The organism is Bordetella ansorpii, from assembly GCF_900078705.1.
GTDB classification, from domain to species: Bacteria; Pseudomonadota; Gammaproteobacteria; order Burkholderiales; family Burkholderiaceae_B; genus Bordetella; species Bordetella ansorpii_A.
The window spans coordinates 467,331-484,064 of sequence record NZ_FKIF01000001.1 but is presented as its reverse complement, the minus strand read 5'-3'; the positions used below and the strand labels follow the sequence as shown (position 1 = coordinate 484,064).

At 66.7% G+C, this 16,734-nt stretch carries 16 protein-coding genes and 1 tRNA gene; 12 read left to right on the top strand and 5 right to left on the bottom strand.

Annotated elements, in window-relative coordinates; translation table 11 throughout:
• Positions 1–183 precede the first annotated feature (183 nt).
• From A6745_RS01935 to A6745_RS01925, 3 genes are all read left to right on the top strand, one after another.
• The gene (locus tag A6745_RS01935; RefSeq protein ID WP_066122893.1) at positions 184–1,206 is read left to right on the top strand and encodes an amino acid ABC transporter substrate-binding protein; all 1,023 of its coding nucleotides are present in this window, start codon (positions 184–186) and stop codon (positions 1,204–1,206) included.
• A gap of 183 nt (positions 1,207–1,389) precedes the next feature.
• Positions 1,390–2,952 carry an acetolactate synthase large subunit gene (locus A6745_RS01930; protein WP_066122891.1) on the top strand — a complete coding sequence of 521 codons (1,563 nt, stop codon included), beginning with the start codon at positions 1,390–1,392 and terminating at the stop codon, positions 2,950–2,952.
• A 179-nt stretch (positions 2,953–3,131) separates the two neighbouring features.
• The gene (locus A6745_RS01925) at positions 3,132–3,575 is read left to right on the top strand and encodes a MaoC family dehydratase (RefSeq protein ID WP_066122887.1); all 444 of its coding nucleotides are present in this window, start codon (positions 3,132–3,134) and stop codon (positions 3,573–3,575) included.
• 325 nt (positions 3,576–3,900) lie between these two features.
• On the opposite strand, the gene A6745_RS01915 is transcribed toward A6745_RS01925, so the two are convergent.
• A complete protein-coding gene (locus A6745_RS01915) occupies positions 3,901–5,094 on the bottom strand; it encodes an acyl-CoA dehydrogenase (RefSeq protein ID WP_066122881.1) in 1,194 nt (397 codons plus the stop codon).
• 113 nt (positions 5,095–5,207) lie between these two features.
• Positions 5,208–6,908 (bottom strand): thiamine pyrophosphate-binding protein, encoded by a 1,701-nt coding sequence (locus A6745_RS01910; protein ID WP_066122879.1) that lies wholly within the window; start codon positions 6,906–6,908, stop codon positions 5,208–5,210.
• Positions 6,909–7,043: 135 nt separating this feature from the next.
• Here A6745_RS01910 and A6745_RS01905 point away from each other — a divergent pair, with 135 nt between their 5' ends.
• From A6745_RS01905 to A6745_RS01885, 5 genes are all read left to right on the top strand, one after another.
• Entirely contained in the window at positions 7,044–7,934 is an 891-nt protein-coding gene (locus tag A6745_RS01905) for a LysR substrate-binding domain-containing protein (protein ID WP_066123733.1), read from the top strand.
• A 78-nt stretch (positions 7,935–8,012) separates the two neighbouring features.
• Positions 8,013–8,942 carry a site-specific tyrosine recombinase XerD gene (gene xerD / locus A6745_RS01900; protein WP_066122877.1) on the top strand — a complete coding sequence of 310 codons (930 nt, stop codon included), beginning with the start codon at positions 8,013–8,015 and terminating at the stop codon, positions 8,940–8,942.
• Between the two features lie 91 nt (positions 8,943–9,033).
• A complete protein-coding gene (ybaK, locus tag A6745_RS01895; RefSeq protein ID WP_066122876.1) occupies positions 9,034–9,522 on the top strand; it encodes a Cys-tRNA(Pro) deacylase in 489 nt (162 codons plus the stop codon).
• 312 nt (positions 9,523–9,834) lie between these two features.
• Positions 9,835–10,413, top strand: coding sequence for a DJ-1/PfpI family protein (locus tag A6745_RS01890; protein WP_066122874.1), 579 nt, complete (start codon positions 9,835–9,837; stop codon positions 10,411–10,413).
• 90 nt (positions 10,414–10,503) lie between these two features.
• Positions 10,504–10,884 carry a ribbon-helix-helix domain-containing protein gene (locus tag A6745_RS01885; RefSeq protein WP_066122873.1) on the top strand — a complete coding sequence of 127 codons (381 nt, stop codon included), beginning with the start codon at positions 10,504–10,506 and terminating at the stop codon, positions 10,882–10,884.
• Positions 10,885–10,947: 63 nt separating this feature from the next.
• Here the strand turns inward: A6745_RS01885 and A6745_RS01880 are convergent, their stop codons facing one another.
• Positions 10,948–11,832 (bottom strand): LysR family transcriptional regulator, encoded by an 885-nt coding sequence (locus tag A6745_RS01880; protein WP_066122871.1) that lies wholly within the window; start codon positions 11,830–11,832, stop codon positions 10,948–10,950.
• Positions 11,833–11,953: 121 nt separating this feature from the next.
• Between A6745_RS01880 and A6745_RS01875 the strand changes: the two genes are divergently transcribed.
• From A6745_RS01875 to A6745_RS01860, 4 genes are all read left to right on the top strand, one after another.
• Positions 11,954–12,586, top strand: a complete 633-nt coding sequence (locus tag A6745_RS01875; RefSeq protein ID WP_066122870.1) for a glutathione S-transferase family protein — start codon at positions 11,954–11,956, stop codon at positions 12,584–12,586.
• A gap of 32 nt (positions 12,587–12,618) precedes the next feature.
• Entirely contained in the window at positions 12,619–13,389 is a 771-nt protein-coding gene (locus A6745_RS01870; protein ID WP_066122868.1) for an enoyl-CoA hydratase/isomerase family protein, read from the top strand.
• Between the two features lie 72 nt (positions 13,390–13,461).
• The gene (locus A6745_RS01865) at positions 13,462–14,127 is read left to right on the top strand and encodes a peroxiredoxin-like family protein (protein ID WP_066122866.1); all 666 of its coding nucleotides are present in this window, start codon (positions 13,462–13,464) and stop codon (positions 14,125–14,127) included.
• A gap of 45 nt (positions 14,128–14,172) precedes the next feature.
• On the top strand, positions 14,173–14,889 hold the full coding sequence (locus tag A6745_RS01860; RefSeq protein WP_066122865.1) for an SDR family oxidoreductase: 717 nt from the start codon (positions 14,173–14,175) through the stop codon (positions 14,887–14,889).
• A 113-nt stretch (positions 14,890–15,002) separates the two neighbouring features.
• Here the strand turns inward: A6745_RS01860 and pbpG are convergent, their stop codons facing one another.
• Positions 15,003–16,295 carry a D-alanyl-D-alanine endopeptidase gene (gene pbpG / locus A6745_RS29175; RefSeq protein ID WP_407922715.1) on the bottom strand — a complete coding sequence of 431 codons (1,293 nt, stop codon included), beginning with the start codon at positions 16,293–16,295 and terminating at the stop codon, positions 15,003–15,005.
• A gap of 305 nt (positions 16,296–16,600) precedes the next feature.
• Positions 16,601–16,675, bottom strand: a tRNA-Arg gene (locus A6745_RS01845).
• Positions 16,676–16,734 lie beyond the last annotated feature (59 nt).

Genomic DNA, 16,734 nt, shown 5'->3' with positions numbered 1-16,734 from the left:
CCGGTACGGCGGCCTGCAGGGGGATGCGTGGACATGGCGGGCGGAACCGGCCAGGGTCCGCCGCCAGTTGCCGCCGCGGCCCCGTTGGCGTAATCTGCCCCGCCGTCCCTATCCGTGGACGGCCAGGCCGAGGCGGCCCCATCCGGGCGGCCTCGGCGACTACCTATCCAGGAGATCAGTGCTATGAAGCGGCAAATTGCCATGGTGGTGGGGGCTATCGCGCTGGCTTGCGGCGCCCAGGCGGCGCATGCGGGTCCGACGCTAGATGCGGTCAAGAAAAAAGGTTTCGTCCAGTGCGGCCTGACCGACGGCGTGTCCGGTTTCAGTTCGGTCGACAGCAAGGGCGTCTGGTCCGGCATGGACGTGGACATCTGCCGCGGCGTGGCCGCCGCCGTGTTCGGCGATCCGCAGAAGTTCAAGGGCCTGGCCCTGTCCACGCAGCAACGCTTCACGGCGCTGCAGTCGGGTGAAGTCGACGTGCTGCTGCGCACCGTGACCCTGACCCAGACGCGCGACACCTCGCTGGGCCTGTCGGCCGTGGCGGCCAGCTTCTACGACGGCCAGGGCATCCTGGTGCGCAAGTCCCTGGGCATCAAGAGCGCCCGCGAACTGGACGGCGCCACCGTCTGCGTGCAGCCGGGCACCACCACCGAACTGAACCTTTCCGACTGGTTCCGCGCCAACGGCATCAAGTTCACGCCGGTGGTGATCGACAAGGTGTCGGAGGTCGTGCGCGCCTTCGAATCGGGCCGCTGCGATGCCTTCACCGACGATGCCTCGCAACTGGCCGCCGTGCGCGCCACGCAGGTGTCCAAGCCCGACGACTACGAGATACTGCCCGAGCGCTTCTCGAAAGAGCCGCTGGGCCCCATGGTGCGCCAGGGCGACGAGAACTGGCTGGGCATCGTGCGCTGGACGCTGTTCGCCCTGATGGAAGCCGAGGAATACGGCATCACCCAGAAAAACGTCGACGAGATGTTGAAGAGCAACAACCCCAACGTGCTGCGCATCCTGGGCGTGACGCCCGGCGCCGGCAAGAACATGGGGTTGGACGAGAAGTGGGCCTACAACGCCATCAAGGCGGTGGGCAACTACGGCGAGATCTTCGAACGCAACGTCGGCAAGAACAGCAAGCTGGGCCTGGCGCGCGGCACGAATGCGCTGTGGAACCACGGCGGCGCGATGTACCCGTGGCCGGTGCGTTGATCTAGGTGTTTATACGGACGTGGGCGCTGGCCGCCCCGTCCGATCCGCGCTGTCCGGGAATGGTTCCATCTTCCGGGCATTCAATGGTTCCATCGCGGGGAACCGTCTGTCCCTATCATCGACGCAAGCCCGCTGCGGCCTTGCGGCCGCGGCGTTTCCTCCTCCTCTTCTTTCGCGAATCCCATGAACGGCGCCGACAGCCTCTGCGACACCCTGCTTGCCAACGATATCGACGTCTGCTTCGCCAATCCCGGCACGTCTGAGATGCACTTCGTCGCGGCGCTCGACCGCAAGCCGCGCATGCGCTGCGTGCTGGGCCTGTTCGAGGGCGTGGTGACCGGCGCGGCCGACGGCTATGCGCGCATGGCCGGCAAGCCCGCCGCCACGCTGCTGCACCTGGGGCCGGGCCTGGGCAATGCCCTGGCCAATCTGCACAACGCCAAGCGCGCGCGCACGCCCATGGTCAACGTGGTGGGCGATCACGCCACCTATCACGTGCAGTACGACGCGCCGTTGACCAGCGACGTCGAGGCCGTGGCGCGTCCGATGTCGCACTGGGTCGGGCGTATCGAGGACGCCGCGTCGCTGTCGGCACGGGCCGGCGAGGCCATCCGCGTGGCGCGCCGCGCGCCGGGCAACATCGCCACCCTGATCCTGCCCGCGGACGCCGCCTGGACCGATCTGCCCGACGGCGCGCCGGCGCCGGCCGCCGTGCCGCTGGAAGGGCCCAAGGCCCCCGATGCGCAGGCCATCCGCGCCGCCGCCGATGCCATCCGCAGCGGCCAGACGACTCTGCTGCTGCTGGGCGGCACCGCCTTGCATGGGCGCGCCCTGGCCGCCGCCGGCCGGATCGCGCACGCCACCGGCGTGCGGCTGGCCTGCGAGACGTCGAACCGCCGCGTCGAACGCGGCATCACGCGCACGCCGCTGCCGCGCCTGCCGTATCCGGTGGACATGGCGGTGGCCTTCCTGCGCGACGTGCGCCACCTGGTGTTGATCGGGGCCAGCCGGCCCGTGGCATTCTTCGCCTATCCCGGCAAGCCCAGCCTGATGGCGCCCGAGGGCTGCGGCATCCAATCCATGGCGTCCGTCGAGCATGACCTGGATCATGCCCTGGAATGGCTGGCCGAAGAGCTGGGCATCGCCTCCGATGCGCCGCAGATACAGGGGCCCGTGCTCGACAGCAGCGATATCCCGCAAAGCGGCAGGCTGACCAGCGCCGCCGTCAACCGCATCGTCGCGCACCTGCTGCCCGAGCACGCCATCGTGTGCGACGAGTCCATCACGCAGGGCCGGGAACTGAGCACCTTCGGCATGTCGGCGCGGCCGCACGACTGGCTGCAACTGACCGGCGGCGCCATCGGCATCGGCCTGCCCATGGCGGCCGGCGCGGCCATCGCCTGCCCCGAACGCAAGGTCGTGACGCTGCAGGCCGACGGCAGCGGCATGTACACCGTGCAGGCGCTGTGGACGCAGGCGCGCGAGCAGCTCGATTGCGTGACCGTGGTCTATGCCAACCGCACGTACGCCACGCTGCATGGCGAGATGAAGAACGTCGGCGTGCAGCAGATGGGCGAGAACGCGCGCCGCATGCTGGACCTGGACAATCCCAGCCTGGACTGGGTGCACCTGGCGCGCGGCATGGGCGTCGAGGCCGTGCGCGTGGAGACGGTCGAGGACTTCACCCGCGCCCTGCGGGGCGCCTTCGGCCGCAAGGGCCCGTACCTGATCGAAGCGCTGATCTGAGCGCATGGCGTCCCGGGCGGCTTCAAGCACGGTTTCCCCTTGTCCGCCAGCCGCAACACTACCCATGCGGGCTTGCGCGTATTGGTCTATGCTTGATTTTGCTGCGCTGCAACGTAGCCCGGTCCCGCGCCATGTTTTCATACGAGCGGCGGGCCGTACGACCAACAAGGAAGGAAGCAATGAAATTCGCCGAATTGCGCGAAGGCATGGTGATCAAGGGCGGCCCGCTCAAGGTCACCGAAGAGGAAGTCCTGGATTTCGCCCGCAAGTTCGACCCGCAGTGGTTCCACACCGACGTCAAGCGCGCCCAGGAGGGCCGCTGGGGCGGCCTGATCGCCAGTGGCTGGCACACGTGCGCCATGGCCATGCGCATGGCGGTGGACAGCATCCTGCACGATTCCGAATCGTTCGGCTCGCCCGGCCTGGGCGAAGTGCGCTGGCGCGTGCCGGTACGGCCCGGCGACGAACTGCGCCTGGAAGCCCGCGTGCACGCCGCCCGCGTGTCGTCGTCGCGCGACGACCTGGGCATCGTCAACTGGGGCTGGGTGATCTACAACCAGCACAACGAGGCGGTGCTGGAGCTGGACGCGACCAGTTTGTTCGATCTGGAGGGCGGTGACTAGCCCGCGGTTTTCAGGAAGGGTATTGCTGCCGGGCGTGCAGGACGGTCACGACCTCGATAGCCTGTTCCGTGACCTGATGGACGAGAACGTAGTTGGGAAGCACCACGACCTCCCGCGTGCCAGGCACGCGCCCGGTTCTGTACAGAGGGGATGCTTCGCCGCGGGTGCGCCAAGCCGGCACGGGACCGGGCAAGGCGGTCATCTGGCTTCGCGCACGCAACGGTCGCAACGCACCGTCATCGTTCCCGTCTGGTACGGCGGCCCATGAAACGACGGGCGGCCATCGATGCCGATGGCCGCCCGCTCCATACGTGCTATCGAACGATCAGCTGAACGCCTGGATGCCGGTCTGGGCGCGGCCCAGGATCAGGGCGTGCACGTCGTGCGTGCCTTCGTAGGTGTTGACCACTTCCAGGTTGACCAGGTGGCGGGCCACGCCGAACTCGTCGGAGATGCCGTTGCCGCCCAGCATGTCGCGGGCCAAGCGGGCGATGTCCAGCGCCTTGCCGCACGAGTTGCGCTTCATGATCGAGGTGATTTCCACCGCGGCCGTGCCTTCGTCCTTCATGCGGCCCAGGCGCAGGCAGCCTTGCAGGCCCAGCGTGATCTCGGTCTGCATGTCGGCCAGCTTCTTCTGGATCAGCTGGTTGGCGGCCAGGGGGCGGCCGAACTGCTTGCGGTCCAGGGTGTACTGGCGGGCGGTGTGCCAGCAGGCTTCCGCGGCGCCCAGGGCGCCCCAGGCGATGCCGTAGCGGGCCGAGTTCAGGCAGGTGAAGGGACCGCGCAGGCCGGACACGCCGGGCATCATCTGGTCGTCCGGGATCTCGACCTCGTCCATCACGATTTCGCCGGTGATCGAGGCGCGCAGGCCGACCTTGCCGTGGATGGCGGGGGCGGTCAGGCCCTTCATGCCCTTCTCCAGGATGAAGCCGCGGATCTTGCCGTCGAACTCGCCGCCGACGCACTTGGCCCACACGACGAACACGTCGGCGATGGGCGAATTGGTGATCCACATCTTGTTGCCGCTGACGCGGTAGCCGTCGGCCGTCTTGGTGGCGCGGGTTTCCATGCCGTTGGGGTCGGAGCCGTGGTTGGGCTCGGTCAGGCCGAAGCAGCCGATCCACTGGCCCGAGGCCAGCTTGGGCAGGTACTTCTGCTTCTGCGCTTCGCTGCCGAATTCGTTGATCGGCACCATCACCAGCGAGGACTGCACGCTCATCATCGAGCGGTAGCCCGAGTCGACGCGCTCGACTTCACGGGCGATCAGGCCGTAGCTGACGTAGTTCAGGCCGGCGCCGCCGTATTCGACCGGGATGGTGGCGCCCAGCAGGCCCAGTTCGCCCATTTCGGCGAAGATCGCCGGATCGGTCTGCTCGTTGCGGAAGGCGTTCAGCACGCGCGGGCCCAGCTTGTCCTGCGAGTACGCGGCGGCGGCGTCGCGCACCATGCGTTCTTCGTCGGTCAGTTGCTGGTCCAGCAACAGGGGGTCTTGCCAGTGGAAAGAGGGCGAGGAGGACATACGTAAGGCTCCGTGAGGAATCCAGGAAAGTTGAAATCTGAACTATTTGTGCGGCCCGCGCGTGTCGGGCGAGCCGCATCTGGCCGGCCGTCGCTGGCCGGCCGCGGACGAGGTCAGCCCTTCGCTTGCAGGGCGGCCGCGCGGATCTTCTCCAGCGTGGTGCTGGGGCTGATGGTTTCGGGGTCGATGAGCAGATGCAGGATGGCGGGCTTGCCGCTGGCCATCGCGCGTTCGAGCGCCGGCGCGAATTGCTCGGTGGTCTCGACGCGTTCGCCGTAGCCGCCGAAGGCTTGCGCGTAGGCCGCGAAGTCCGGGTTCTTCAGCACGGTGGCCGAGACGCGGCCGGGGTAGTGCTTCTCCTGGTGCATGCGGATGGTGCCGTACATGCCGTTGTCGATCAGCAGCACGATGATGGGCAGGTCGTATTGCACCGCCGTGGCGAATTCCTGGCCATGCATCATGAAGCAGCCGTCGCCCGCGAAGCAGATCACGGTTTTCTCGGGCTGCACGCGCTTGGCGCCCACGGCGGCCGGCAGGCCGTAGCCCATCGAGCCCGAGGTCGGGGCCAACTGCGTGCCGTAGTTGTTGAAGCGGTGGAAGCGGTGCAGCCAGGTGGCGTAGTTGCCCGCGCCGTTGGTCATGATGGCATCGGCCGGCAGCACTTCTTCCAGGTGGGCCATGACGGCGCCCAGCTGCAGCTTGCCCGGCGTCTGGATCAGCGTCGGGTCGCTCCATTTCAGGTAGGACTCGCGCATGGCCTTGGTGCCTTCGGCCCAGGCCGGCGTGGCCGTCGGGGCGGGCAGTGCGGCCAGCGCGTTGACGAACGCCGTGGGCGAGGTGTTGATGGCCAGGTTGGCTCGATAGACGCGGCCCAGTTCGGCGGCGTCGGGATGCACGTGAATCAGCTTCTGGCGCGGCACCGGGATGTCCAGCAGCGTGTAGGCCTGGCTGGGGTTCTCCGACATGCGGCCGCCGATCAGCAGGATCAGGTCGGCCTCTTCCACGCGCTTGAGCAGGGCAGGGTTGATGCCCAGGCCCACGTCGCCGATGTAGCAGGGGTGGTCGGCCGGGAACAGCATCTGGCGGCGGAACGAGACGCCGACGGGCAGCGCGTGGCGCTGCGCGAAGTCGGCGAACTGCTGCACCGCGTGGGCATCCCAGCGGGTGCCGCCCAGGATGGCGACGGGGTTGCTGGCGCCCGCCAGCAGGATTTCCAGTTCCTGGAGCTGGCCTGCCGCGGGGGCGGTCTCGATGACTTCGTAATGGGGCGCGTCGGGCACGCTGGCCATTTCGGTCAGCATGTCTTCCGGCAACGCGATGACCACGGGGCCGGGACGGCCCGAGGTGGCGATGTGGAAGGCGCGCGAGATCAGTTCGGGGATGCGCTCGACCTGGTCGATCTCGGTGGCCCACTTGCACTGCGTGCCGAACACCGCCCGGTAGTCCATTTCCTGGAAGGCTTCGCGCTCGCGCATGCCGCGTTCGATCTGGCCCACGAACAGGATCATCGGGGCCGAATCCTGCTGGGCGATGTGCACGCCGGCCAGCGCGTTCGAGGCGCCGGGGCCGCGCGTGACCATGCAGATGCCCGGTTCGCCGGTAAGCTTGCCATAGGCATCGGCCATCATGGCCGCGCCGCCTTCCTGGCGGCACACGGTGACTTCGATCTGGGCATCGTGCAGGCCGTCCAGCACGGCGAGATAACTTTCGCCGGGAACGCAGAAGACATGTTTGACGCCGTGGGCGGCCAGTTGGTCGACCAGGATGTGTCCACCCAGACGGGCGGCTTGCGCGGAGTTGGCTTGTTGAGTCATGGCGGCACAGGAATAGGACGTTCGAGCATAGTGTGCCTTCCATGCACAATGCAATTGATAAAATCGCACAATGTTTTGATCTACGCGAACGTCGAGAGCGTGCTGCGCCGCACCACCGGCGCCGCCCCCACCAGCATGAGAAACGGCATTCCCAACCTGAGCGCCCTGCAGGCGTTCGAAGCGTCCGCCCGCCTGGGCAGCTTCTCCCGCGCCGCCGAGGAACTGGCGTTGACGCACAGCGCCGTCTACCGCCAGGTGGCCAGCCTGGAGGCGCGCCTGGGCGTCCAGCTGTTCACGCGGGTGCGGCGCCGCATCGTGCTGACCGACCACGGCGCCGAATACGCCGGACGCATCCGCCATCACCTTGACCAGATCGAGAAGGACACCTTCGGGCTGGTCAGCCACACCGGCATGGGCCGCGGCATCCACATTGCCGTGGTGCCCACGCTGGCCACCACCTGGCTGATTCCGCGGCTGGCCGCCTTCCAGCGCCAGCATCCGGACATCACCGTCAGCCTGTCGGCGCGTACGCTGCCGTTCCAGTTCAAGGATCACCCCTTCGACGCGGCGCTTTACCACGGCGACGGCCTGTGGCCCGGCACGCAGGGCGCGCTGCTGTTTGCCGAGGGCGAACTGGTGCCCGTGTGCGCGCCGGCGTTGGCCGACGGGGCCAAGGCGCGCGGCGGCACGCTGGCCCTGCCTCACCTGCACCTGGCGTCGCGGCCGGATTCCTGGCGGCGCTGGTACGAGGCCAATCAATTGCCCTACGGTCCGCATGCCGCGGGCGGGCCGCGCTATGAGCTGTTTTCCATGGTGATGGCCGCGGTGCAGGCCGGCCTGGGCGTGGGATTGATCCCACGCTTCCTGGCACGGCCCGCGCTGGACGCGGGCACGCTGGCCATGCCGGTGCCGTATGCGCTGGCGGTGCCGCAGGGCTATTTCTTCTGTTATCCGCAGACGGATGAGCGGTCCGAGGCGCTGCGCGTGTTCGAATCCTGGCTGAAGGCCGAGGCTGCCACGCCGTAGAATGCGTCGTGTGCGGCAGGCCCTGCCGGTCGTTCTTGCAGGCCGCCTCCCATCCACGGCTGCGCCCGATTCCCCATCATGTCCGCCAATGCTCCGCTGGCCTCGCAGGCCGATATCGATGCCTTCATCGACGCCGTCTGGCTGGAAGACGGCCTGGCCGCCAATACCCTGGCGGCCTATCGCCGCGACCTGACCGCCTTTGCCGCCTGGGCCGGGAACCCCGCCGCCAGCGGCTGGCCCGCCCCCGTCACCCTGGCGCAGGCCGAGGCCGTGCATATCGAAGGCTGGTTCGCGGCGCGGTTCGAGGACAGCCGGCCCACGACGTCCAACCGGCGGCTGGCCGCATTGCGGCGTTTCTATGCGTGGGCATTGCGCGAACACCGCAGCCCGCGCGATCCCTGCCTGACCCTGGTGGCCGCCAAGCAGCCGCCCCGCCTGCCCAAGACCCTTTCCGAGGCGCAGGTCGAGGCGCTGCTGAAGGCCCCCGATCTGGACACCGCGCGTGGCCTGCGCGACCGCGCCATGCTGGAGACCCTGTACGCCACCGGGCTGCGCGTGACGGAACTGGTCGAGGTGCATGCCCTGAACGTCAGCCTGAACGAAGGCGTGGTGCGCGTGGTGCGGGGCAAGGGTGGCAAGGACCGCCTGGTGCCGCTGGGCGCCGAAGCGGCCCACTGGATCGAACGCTACCTGCGCGAGGCGCGCCCCGAATTGGCGGGGGCGCGTCCCTGCGATGCGCTGTTCGTCACCGCGCGCGCGCAAGCCATGACGCGGCAGGCGTTCTGGCAACTGGTGAAGAAGTACGCCAGGCTGGCCGACATCCATGCGCCGCTGTCGCCCCACGTGCTGCGCCATGCGTTCGCCACGCACCTGTTGAATCATGGCGCGGATCTGCGCGTGGTGCAGATGCTGCTGGGACATGCGGATATCTCCACCACGCAGATCTACACGCATGTGGCGCGCGAGCGCCTGAAGGCGCTGCATGCGGCGCATCATCCCCGGGGGTGATGCGCCATTTGCACCCGCCATGTCTCCTGCCTACACTCTGCGGCAACCCTCGCGGTCGCACGATGCCCGCCGACTCCTGATCCGAACGCCCATGAGCAAAGCCCGCCACGTCTCCGAAACGCCCGCCACCCAGTTCCTGAAGCAGCACAAGGTGGCCTTCACCGAGCATCCTTACGACTATGTCGACCACGGCGGCGCGGCGGAATCGGCGCGGCAACTGCAGGTCGATCCGCACATCGTGGTCAAGACGCTGATCATGGAAGACGAGGACGCGCGTCCGCTGGTCGTGCTGATGCATGGAGACCGTGAGGTCTCCACCAAGAACCTGGCCCGCCAGGCCGGCCTGAAGAAGGTCGTGCCCTGCAAGCCGGAGGTGGCGCAGCGGCATTCCGGGTATCAGGTGGGGGGCACCTCGCCGTTCGGCACGCGCAAGCGCATGCCGGTGTGGGTCGAGGCCACCGTGCTGGAGTGCCCGCGCATCTACATCAACGGCGGGCGGCGCGGGTATCTGGTCAGCCTCGATCCGCGGGTATTGGTGGCGTTGCTGGACGCGAAGTCCGTGAGCGTGGCGCTGGAATAGGGCACGGAGGTTTTTTGCTGGTGGCCGATTCGGCTCTTCTGGTCGCCGCAGTTGTCCCTGCGAAGTCTCGTCCTCGCGCTGCGAGTGCAACCGCCGCGCTGCGGGCGCGACTTTTCCGGAACGGCTGAGGCTGGCAGCCGGGCTGTTCGGGGCATGCTTGCCTGCGTGGACTGCGCCCGTATCTGGCTGAGGTATTCCCATACCACCCAATTGTCCGGGCTTCGGCGGACAATGGGTCGAGCGATGAAACCAAGAAAAAATCGCGCTCTTTCGCGGCGTTTCCTCGCCGCGTCCACCGCTCCCGGAGACGACATGAGCAAGAAACTGCTGATGCTGGTCGGCGACTACGCCGAAGACTACGAAACCATGGTGCCGTTCCAGACCCTGCTGGCCGTGGGTCATACGGTCCATGCCGTGTGCCCCGACAAGAAGGCCGGCGACACCATCGCCACCGCGATCCACGATTTCGAAGGCGCGCAAACCTACAGCGAGAAGCCTGGGCACCGCTTCCAGCTGAACCACGATTTCGACAAGGCCGATCCCGGGAACTACGACGGCCTGGTCATCCCCGGCGGCCGCGCACCCGAGTACCTGCGCCTGGATCAACGCGTGCTCGACATCGTGCGGCACTTCGATCAGGCCAGGAAGCCCATCGCGGCCATCTGCCACGGCGCGCAACTGCTGGCGGCCGCGGACGTATTGAAGGGCCGCAAGTGCTCCGCCTATCCGGCCTGCGCGCCCGAAGTGCGTCTGGCGGGCGGCACGTATGCCGAGATCGGCATCGACCAGGCGCATACCGACGGCAACCTCGTCACCGCGCCGGCCTGGCCCGCGCACCCGGCGTGGATGGCGCAGTTCCTGGAAGTGCTGGGCACGCGGATTTCGCACTGAGCCGCCAGGCGTGCGGGACGGGGTCATCTTGCCGCGCGTCCCGCAAAAATCGTACAGTGGCCGTCGAGATCCCCGCGCCAGGAGCCACCCATGTGCGAAATCTTCATCCGCGCCGATCCGCGCTCGTATGCCCCCGAATCCCGCTCGCTGCGGCTGCATGGCGCGGCCACCAGCGTGCGGCTGGAACGGCTGTTCTGGGAGGTGCTCGAAGAGCTGGCCGAACGCGACGGCATGCGCGTCACGCAACTGATCGAGCGGCTGTACGACGAACTGATCGCCTATCGCGGGCAGGCGGCCAACTTCACCTCGTTCCTGCGGGTGTGCTGCCTGCGCTATCAGCTGTTGATGGCGCAGGGGCGCATCCCGGTGGACGCGGGCGTGGCGATCCGTTCGCTGGACGTGCGAGAGGTGCTGCGCGGCCTGGCCGATGATGTGTGCGAGGACACCGCGCCGCAGGCACGCGCCGCTTGATCCGTGCCGAGGTTGCCACGGTTGCTGGGGCACGTCTTGGCGGCAACGAGGCGTCAATCCGTGTCAGCCGCCGTTTTGCATCACGTCCTCAACGAACTCGGCGAACGAACGGGCCTTTGCCGTGGCGAGGCGTCCCGTCGGGAACACCGCCCACAGGTCGATGTCGGGAAGCGACCAGCCTTCCAGCAGGCGGAGTATCCGGCCATCGGCCAGTTCAGGTGCAAACATCCAGTCCGAGGCGATGGCCAGCCCCATGTCGGCAAGCACGGCAGCGCGGATGCCTTCGGCGGCGCTGAAACGCGCCCGACCCCGCACCAGCACCGAGACCTCCGTGCCGTCGCGGCTGAAGTTCCACACATTGCTCGATTGGCTGAACACGACCGTTTCGTGATCGGCCAGGTCTGCCGGTACGCGCGGCACGCCGGCACGCGCAAGGTATCCGGTGGTGGCGAGTACCGAGCGCGGCGATGACGCCAGCTTGCGCGCCATGACGCCCGAATCGGCCAATGCTCCCATTCTCAGCGAGACGTCGATTCCCTCGGCGATCAGATCGATCGTGCGGTCGTCCAGCACCACGTCCACCTCAAGGTCGGGATGCGCGGCCAGAAAGCGCGGCAAATGCGGGATGACGTGCAAGCGCGCGAATGTAGGCGCTGCCGAGATGCGCAGCCGCCCGGACAGGCCCGCACCCTCACCCCGTGCGGCCAGGTCCGCCTCGTCCGCCTCTTGTATGGCGACGCGCGCGCGCTCGTAGAAGCGCAAGCCCGCTTCCGTGGGCGTCAGCCCGTGCGTGGAGCGCAGCAGCAGCTTCACGCCCAGCCGTTGTTCCAGTTGAGCGACGGTCTTGGACACCGCCGGCTGCCCGACTTCCAGGACGCGGGCAGCGCCGGAGAAGGAACCGGCCTCCAGTACCCGCACGAAGGTACTCATCGCCAGCAAACGATCCATGCTATTCCTATAGAGAATAGAGATTATAAAAAAATCATAGCTACCATTCCATTCGGGTGCCATCCAGAATCTCGATCAACGCCTTTCGGGGCAAATCCCCAGGCTCCCCCCAGGAAAAAACATGATCGAGGTCTACGCCTACGCCACCCCCAACAGCATCAAGGTGCCCATCGCGCTGGAAGAGCTAGGGTTGGACTACACCCTGCATCCCGTCAACGTGAAACAAGGCGCGCAAAAGCGGGAGAGTTTTCGCACCCTGAACCCGAATGCCAAGGTGCCGGTGCTCGTGGACACCCGTCAGGCCGGTGAGCGGCTGGTGTTGAGCGAATCGGCTGCGATTCTGGTGTACCTGGCCGAAAGCCAGCAGCAGTTGCTGCCCGCCACGCGCAACGCCCGCGCCTGCGTGTTCGAGCAACTGTTCTTCCACGCCTCGGCCATCGGTCCGAGCTTCGGCAACGCGGGCTTCTTCGCCAAGCTGGCCGCCGAACCGCAACCGCTGGCGCAACAACGGTTCAGCGCCGAAGCCCAGCGCGTGACCGCGTTGCTCGATGGGTTGCTTGCCGAGCGAACCTTCGTTGCCGGCGACGAGTACAGCATCGCCGACATTGCGCATTTCGGCTGGTTCTGGCGGCGTGCCTTCGCGGGCGTGGCGCTGGATGCCTACCCGAACCTTTCCCGCTGGTACGCCAGCGTCGAACAACGGCCCCCCGTGCAACGCGCCATCGCGCGCGTCAATGCGCTCGCCGCTGCTTGAAACGTCGTCACCTCAACCCGAAGGATTCCACCATGTCCCGCTTCAACGACTACCAGAATATTTATCCCAACGCCCGCCTGGAGCGCTCGCCTGAAGGTGTGCTTGAGATCGCCCTGCACACCGACGGCGGCAAGCTGGTCTTCAACGGGCATACGCACGAGCAATTCGTCGATCTGTTCCATGACGTCGGCAGCGATCCCGACAACCGCGTGGTGATCCTCACCGGCACCGGCGATGCCTTCATGGACGCGATCAGCCCCGAAGGTTTCGACTTCTTCACCCCGCGCGGCTACGACAAGATTTTCCGCGAAGGCAAGAAAGTGCTGATGAATCTGCTCGACATCGAGGTACCGCTGATCGCCGCGCTCAACGGGCCGGTGCTGCTGCACTCGGAATACGCGCTGCTGGCCGACATCGTGCTGGCCACGCCGGAAACGGTGTTTCAGGACAAACCACATTTCGACTTCGGCATCGTGCCTGGCGATGGCGTCAACCTGCTGTGGCCCGAGGTCATCGGCAGCGTGCGCGGTCGCCATTTCATCCTGACCCGCCAGCAGCTCGATGCGCAGACCGCCAAGGATTGGGGCGCGGTCAACGAAGTCGTGCACGCCGATCGCCTGCTGGCGCGTGCCCGCGAGATCGCGGGCGAGCTGGCGAAATTGCCGCCGCTGACCAGCCGCTACACCCGCATCGCCCTGACGCAGAAGCTGCGCCGGATCATCGACGAAGGCGCTGGCTACGGCTTGGCACTGGAAGGCATCAGCGCCGCCGAAGTGGCGCGCTCAATGAATCCGTCCGCCTGATCTTCGTGGCAAGTCGTCCGCGCCGCGCACCACTTGCTTCTCCCATTCCCATTTTTTTCCGAGAGCCTTCCCATGTCATTGCAAGACAGACTCGACGCCTTCAAGGCCGACTTCCAGGCCGGCAAGCCACCGTACAACGTGCCGCCTTCGGTCATCGAAACCATGCACCGCGCCACCTCCGAACTGATCGCCTCCGGCGCTGCGCAGAAAGCCTTGAAGGCGGGCGACAAGGCACCGGCCTTCACGCTCAACGACCCTGACGGCAAGCCGGTGTCGTCCGCCGATCTGCTGCGCCAAGGCCCGTTGGTGGTGACCTTCTACCGTGGCGTCTGGTGCCCCTACTGCAATATGGAATTGCAGGCACTGCAAGCGGCGTTGCCGGAAATCCGCGACGCTGGTGCCCGCGTGGTCGCGATCTCGCCGCAGGTGGCGGCCAACAGCCGCAAGTCGGTGCGCCAGAACGCGTTGGCGTTTCCGATCCTGTCAGACGTGCACAACGACGTGGCCGCCGCGTTCGGCCTGCGCTTCGCGTTGCAAGGCTACCTGATCGAACTCTACAAGTCGTTGAAGAACGACCTGCCTGCGTTCAACGCAGACCCGAGCTGGACGCTGCCAATGCCGGCGCGTTATGTGATCGCGCAAGACGGCACCATCGTCTATGCCGAGGTCAATCCCGACTACACGCGCCGTCCCGATCCGTCAGAGATGTTGCCGGCCATCCGCAAGGCTGCGGCCTGAACCACTGAATGCCGCTGGCGCAAGGCAGGCGGCGAAGGAGCAAGCATGTCCCGTACTTTTCTCGTCACCGGCGCCAGCAAGGGCATCGGCCTCGCGCTTTCGACGCGGCTTGCCGCCGCCGGGCATCACGTTGTCGGCCTGGCGCGCACCGCGCCGGGCGAGTTTCCAGGCACCTTCGTCCCCGTCGATCTCGGCGATGACGATACCGCGCGCGCCGCGCTGGACAGCATCGCCCAACGATTCGCGTTGGACGGGGTGGTGAACAACGTCGGCGTGGTCCATCCCGCCATGCTGGCCGATGTGACGCTGCCCGCGTTCGATGAGGTCATGCGCGTCAATCTGCATCCTTCTCTGCTGGCTGCGCAAGCCGCATTGCCGGGGATGAAGGCGCGTGGCTGGGGCCGCATCGTCAACATTTCCAGCCTGACCGTCCTTGGAATGCCGCAACGCACGGCGTATGCTGCAGCGAAGGCCGCATTGGTCAGCTTCACGCGCAGTTGGGGGCTGGAACTGGCCGACACCGGCATCACGGTCAACGCCGTGGCACCCGGCCCGACCGAAACCGAACTATTCCGCGCCAATAATCCACCGGGCAGCGAAGGCGAGCGGCGCTATCTGTCGGGAGTACCGATGGGACGTTTCGGCAAGCCGGACGAGATTGCCGCGGCCATCGCGTTCCTGTTGTCCGACGATGCGGCATTCATGACCGGTCAGACGCTGCATGTCGATGGCGGCGCGTCTCTCGGACGCGCCGCGTTTTGAAGGTACGCGACACGCCGTGGGCGTGGCGTTCCGCGCCTGCATCGGGCTTGGGCGTAGTCCGGCGAAGTTCGGTTTCGGATTCACGCGCCCATGCCGGGCACGACCCAAATGCCCTACAGCATCGCCACCTGGCTCTGCACGATGCGGCGGATGCGCACCGCATCGCCGATGCGCGACAGCTTGCCCTGCGAATCCAGCAGCACGATGGCGACGTCGCGGCCGTCGATGCGGGCCATCATCACCAGGCATTCGCCGGCTTCGCTGATGTAGCCGGTCTTGGACACCTTGATGTCCCAGTCGGGCTTGCGCACCAGCAGATTGGTGTTGCGGAAGGTCTGCGTGCGCGTCTTGACCTCGACGTCGTACTCGGTGTCGGTGGAATAGCGGTGGATCAGCGGACGCTGCGAGGCGGCCCGCACCAGGCGGGCCAGGTCGCGCGGCGAGGACACGTTGCTGCTGGACAGGCCGGTGGGCTCGACGAAGTGGCTGCTGGACATGCCCAGCGCCTGCGCCTTCTGGTTCATGGCCTTCACGAAGGCCGGCAGGCCGCCCGGATAGTTGCGGGCCAGCGCGTGCGCCGCGCGGTTCTCGGACGACATCAGCGCCAGGTGCAGCATGTCGCCGCGGTTGAGCTGCGTGCCCACCACCAGGCGCGAGCTGCTGTGCTTGAGCGTGTCGACGTCGTCTTCCGAGATCTCCAGCATCTCGTCCATCGGCAGGTTGGCGTCCACCACCACCAGCGCGGTCATCAGCTTGGAGATGGAGGCGATCGGGCGCACCACGTTTTCGTTCTTGGCGAACAGCACGTCGGACGTTTCGAGATCCTGGACATAGGCGGTGCTGGAACGCAGCGCGGCGATGTCGGCCCGCGGGTTCGCGGCGGCGGCCACCTCGGTGGGATCGGCCACGGCCTTGTGCGCGATGGCCTTCATGCGCGGCGAGGACTTCGATGCGGGTTCGGCGGCGCGCTTGGGCTTGGCCGCGGTCTTGGGCGGCGTGTAGTCGTCGCGGCTCATCGTCGCGCTCATCACCGGCTTCCCGGCGCGGGACCGTGGCGAGGTCTTGGACGACGCGGTCTTGCGGGATGCCGCCTTCGTGGAAGCGGCTTTGGTGGACGCGGTCTTGTTGGCGGCAGCCTTGGACGCGGCGCCGTTCTTCGAGGAAGACTTGGAAGGACTGCTGGCGGCCGTCTTCGATTCGGTCTTGGCTGAAGCCTTTTCCTTCTTGGCGCTCTTGCCGCCGGTGGCCTTGCTGGAACTGGCCGACGGCGATTTGCCGGAAGAGGACTTGCCGGAGGCGGACTGTTCCTGCTTATGCTTCTTGCAGGCCGTGGAAGACGGCTTGCTCTTGCATGGATCCGGGGTGGCGGCCTGCGCCTGCCCCGCAAGGAACGCGCCAGTGGCTATCGACAGGGTGGCTGCCGCCGTCGCGATGACGCGAATCCATTGAGAAGCCATAGTGTAAGCAGACCCGGAACCTGTATTGAAATGTTGCGCCACCGGTGCCCGGGTATGAGTGAAAATTTCCAGGCAAATTAGTGAGTTACGTGCGGAATTTAAACAGACTTTTTAGCTGTTCCGCAAGCATGCCGCACATCATTGCACACTTTTAATCGGGTCCGTATTGCAAATGCGTAAAAGCGTCCCGCTCCGCGGAAGGCGGCCGGTGGGAGGTCAGGGGAAACGGGGGGAGGGACTGCGTGGAGGCGGGATGGCCTCGCCGGGTGGAATCGAACCACCAATTGACCCTTAGGAGGGGCCGGTTATATCCATTTAACTACGGCGAGACTGCGCGCGAGGCCGCGCGGAAAGACCGCAAGTTTACCAGCACGTCCGGCCGCGCGTC

Bases quoted from the DNA above. Each gene is read 5' to 3' on its own strand.
- A6745_RS01935 (WP_066122893.1), top strand. From the start codon at position 184: ATGAAGCGGCAAATTGCCATGGTGGTGGGGGCTATCGCGCTGGCTTGC.
- A6745_RS01930 (WP_066122891.1), top strand. From the start codon at position 1,390: ATGAACGGCGCCGACAGCCTCTGCGACACCCTGCTTGCCAACGATATC.
- A6745_RS01925 (WP_066122887.1), top strand. From the start codon at position 3,132: ATGAAATTCGCCGAATTGCGCGAAGGCATGGTGATCAAGGGCGGCCCG.
- A6745_RS01915 (WP_066122881.1), bottom strand. From the start codon at position 5,094: ATGTCCTCCTCGCCCTCTTTCCACTGGCAAGACCCCCTGTTGCTGGAC.
- A6745_RS01910 (WP_066122879.1), bottom strand. From the start codon at position 6,908: ATGACTCAACAAGCCAACTCCGCGCAAGCCGCCCGTCTGGGTGGACAC.
- A6745_RS01905 (WP_066123733.1), top strand. From the start codon at position 7,044: ATGAGAAACGGCATTCCCAACCTGAGCGCCCTGCAGGCGTTCGAAGCG.
- xerD (WP_066122877.1), top strand. From the start codon at position 8,013: ATGTCCGCCAATGCTCCGCTGGCCTCGCAGGCCGATATCGATGCCTTC.
- ybaK (WP_066122876.1), top strand. From the start codon at position 9,034: ATGAGCAAAGCCCGCCACGTCTCCGAAACGCCCGCCACCCAGTTCCTG.
- A6745_RS01890 (WP_066122874.1), top strand. From the start codon at position 9,835: ATGAGCAAGAAACTGCTGATGCTGGTCGGCGACTACGCCGAAGACTAC.
- A6745_RS01885 (WP_066122873.1), top strand. From the start codon at position 10,504: ATGTGCGAAATCTTCATCCGCGCCGATCCGCGCTCGTATGCCCCCGAA.
- A6745_RS01880 (WP_066122871.1), bottom strand. From the start codon at position 11,832: ATGGATCGTTTGCTGGCGATGAGTACCTTCGTGCGGGTACTGGAGGCC.
- A6745_RS01875 (WP_066122870.1), top strand. From the start codon at position 11,954: ATGATCGAGGTCTACGCCTACGCCACCCCCAACAGCATCAAGGTGCCC.
- A6745_RS01870 (WP_066122868.1), top strand. From the start codon at position 12,619: ATGTCCCGCTTCAACGACTACCAGAATATTTATCCCAACGCCCGCCTG.
- A6745_RS01865 (WP_066122866.1), top strand. From the start codon at position 13,462: ATGTCATTGCAAGACAGACTCGACGCCTTCAAGGCCGACTTCCAGGCC.
- A6745_RS01860 (WP_066122865.1), top strand. From the start codon at position 14,173: ATGTCCCGTACTTTTCTCGTCACCGGCGCCAGCAAGGGCATCGGCCTC.